This is a genomic window from Salipiger sp., from assembly GCF_059781815.1.
Window position 1 is genome coordinate 1 of sequence record NZ_JBYNAH010000357.1, and the last position, 2908, is coordinate 2908.

Genomic DNA, 2908 nt, shown 5'->3' on the forward strand with positions numbered 1-2908 from the left:
AGACGCTGGATCCCGACGGGCTCTACGACATCGCCATCGACCCGATCGACGGCTCGGGCTCGATCGGCATCGGCGCGCCCTTGGGGATGCTCTTCGTGATCTATCCCACCGGGCCGCGCGATTTCCGTCGCCGCGGCTCGGAGGCGGTGGCGGCGGGCTATGCCTCGTTCGGGCACTCGCTGGATTTCGGCTACACCACGGGGCAGGGCGTGCAGATCGCCACCTTCGACGGGCAGGATTTCCGCATGAGCGCCCGCGATGTGACGCTGAAGCCCACCGCCTCGACCATGGCTTACAATGCCTCGAACGAGCGCCACTGGCCCGAGGGGCTGCAGGCCTGGGCACGCGATCTGCGCGCAGGGAAGGACGGCCCGCGGGGCCGTGATTTCAACATGCGCTGGCTGGCGGCGGCGGTGGGCGAGCTGCACCGCATCCTGCTCAAGGGCGGCGCCTTCATCTACCCGGCCGACCGCCGCGAGGGCTACAGACAGGGCCGGCTGCGGCTGGCCTACGAGGCGGTGCCCATCGCGCTGATGATCGAGGCCGCCGGCGGCCGCGCCACCGACGGCACCACCCGCATCCTCGACCTGATCCCCGAAACGCCGCACCAGAACGTGGCGCTGGCCTTCGGGGCGTCGGACGAGATCGACACCATCGCCCGCTATATCCGGGAGGAGACCTGACCCCATGCCCCGCATCACGCTTCGCCAGCTGCTCGACCACGCCGCCGAGAACGGCTACGCCGTCCCGGCCTTCAACATCTCCAACATGGAGATGGGTCTGGCGATCATGACCGCCGCGCGCGAGACCGACGCGCCGGTGATCCTGGCGGCGTCGCGCGGGGCGCGGGCCTATGCCGGCGACGTGCTGCTGGCGCGGCTGATCGACGGGCTGGTCGAGACCTTCCCGGAGGTGCCGGTCTGCATGCATCTCGACCACGGCAACGATCTGGCGACCTGCGCCACCGCGATCCAGCACGGCTTCACCTCGGTGATGATGGACGGCTCGCTGCTGGCGGATGGCACCACCCCGGCGGACTATGCCTACAACCGCGACATCACCGCGCGGGTCACCGAGATGGCCCATGCCTGCGGCGTCTCGGTGGAGGGGGAGCTTGGCGTGTTGGGCTCGCTCGAGACCGGCATGGGCGATCAGGAGGACGGCCATGGCGCTACCGAGAAGCTCTCGGAAGAGCAGCTTCTGACCGACCCGGAAGAGGCCGAGCGCTTCGTGCGAGAGACCGGGGTCGATGCGCTGGCGGTGGCAATGGGCACCAGCCACGGCGCCTATAAGTTCACCCGCCAGCCCGATGGTGAAATCCTTGCAATGAGTGTGATCGAGGAGATCAACCGCCGCCTGCCCGACACGCATCTTGTGATGCACGGCTCTTCCTCGGTGCCCGAGGATCTGCGGCAACTGATCAACAGCTATGGCGGCGACATGCGTCCGACTTGGGGCGTGCCGGTGGAGGAGATCCAGCGCGGCATCCGCTCGGGCGTGCGCAAGGTCAACATCGACACCGACAACCGGATGGCGATGACGGCGGGGGTGCGCCGGGTGTTGTCGGACAATCCCGGCGAGTTTGACCCGCGCAAGTATCTCAAGGAAGGCAAGGCGCTGATGACGGCGCTCTGCAAGGCCCGGTTCGAGGCCTTCGGCACTGCCGGCCACGCGAGCCGCATCACGCCCGTCCCGCTGGAGGCGATGGCGCGGCGGTATTGAGCAACGTTGGCGGTCGGCGGCTGAGCTCGTTCAATGCTGCGCAAGGCGCGGACGGATGTCTGCAAGGCAGACGAAGTGAGCTTTCGCGACGGCGGCTGCAATGGCTGGTTCGGGTTATGTTACTCTCCGACCGAACGGCGATCGCATGACCGTCGCAGAAACTCTTGGAGGCCCGCCACAGTATGATTGCTTACGTCACCGTTGGAGCAGACGACATCGCGAAGGCAGAACGCTTCTACTCGGCATTCCTCCCAGCTCTTGGCTACAGGCTTGAAGAGTACCACGGAGACTTGAGCTACATTTTGCCCGCAGTGCCGGGCCAGTCCCCCGTTCAACCGGATTTCTATGTCAAATCTCCCTTCAATGGGCAATCTGCATCGGCTGGGAACGGCGCAATGGTCGCATTCCAGGCGCGATCGCAGAAACAGGTCCGTGACCTCCATGACGCCGCGTTGGCTGCGGGCGGCTCGGGCGACGGGCAGCCAGGTTTTCGGGATTGTTACGGCCCCCATTTCTACGTCGGATATCTACGTGATCCGCACGGTAACAAGATCGCGCTGTTCTCCAGTGATCCTGATGAACCCGGGCGCGATAGGTAACGCGGGAGTCGACAACCGGACCGGCCTCAGCATCGCAAAATGAACGCGTTTCGGGCTTGCGGCGGCGCAGCATCAGCCCCTGAACCAAGACAGGAAGGACAGCGGACATTCCGGCCTTCCTCCACAAAGCGCCAATGTGCCGTCGTCCAATTGGGCCATGCGACGCCCCAGGGCAGTCCTCGCGGCAGAGGTGGCATCCAATGCACCTCCCTTGAAGACCATTCTATGGGGCAGTGTGTCCGGCGCGTTCTGCTTGCTGTCGACCGAACTTTCCGGGCGGTCCCCGAGAAAGCACGTTTCCGAACTGTCGCCTATCAAGGTCAGCCCTACCGTCGACCCGACGGCGAAAGTCCTATGCCAGCATAGGTGCGGTCTTCGATCGGGGTGGCCTCGATCATGTCGTTCAGCATGCCCAGAAGGATCGTCTCGGCCCGGTTCTTGACCGCCCGAGGGTTCCAGACGACGTGCACGTCGATGGCCGGAAGACCGTCGTAGGGTGGCGTCTGCCAGAGTTGCCCGTCGGCCACGTCGCGTGCGGCCACGTGCACCGGCAGCGGACCGATGCCGAGCCCGGCGATGATCATCCG

General features: G+C 65.6%; 3 protein-coding genes and 1 pseudogene. 3 read left to right on the top strand and 1 reads right to left on the bottom strand.

Features of this window, described 5'->3' with window-relative positions; translation table 11 throughout:
• The 3 genes from AC6RA4_RS24555 to AC6RA4_RS24565 form a co-directional block, all read left to right on the top strand.
• The coding region (locus tag AC6RA4_RS24555) for a class 1 fructose-bisphosphatase (protein WP_500164800.1) at positions 1-683 on the top strand (683 nt) is incomplete at its 5' end.
• Positions 684-687: 4 nt separating this feature from the next.
• Positions 688-1722, top strand: coding sequence for a class II fructose-bisphosphate aldolase (fba, locus tag AC6RA4_RS24560; protein WP_500164802.1), 1035 nt, complete (start codon positions 688-690; stop codon positions 1720-1722).
• Positions 1723-1904: 182 nt separating this feature from the next.
• Positions 1905-2321 carry a VOC family protein gene (locus AC6RA4_RS24565; RefSeq protein WP_500164804.1) on the top strand — a complete coding sequence of 139 codons (417 nt, stop codon included), beginning with the start codon at positions 1905-1907 and terminating at the stop codon, positions 2319-2321.
• Positions 2322-2647: 326 nt separating this feature from the next.
• On the opposite strand, the pseudogene AC6RA4_RS24570 reads toward AC6RA4_RS24565, so the two are convergent.
• Positions 2648-2908: pseudogene (locus AC6RA4_RS24570) on the bottom strand (LysR family transcriptional regulator); the annotation flags it as partial.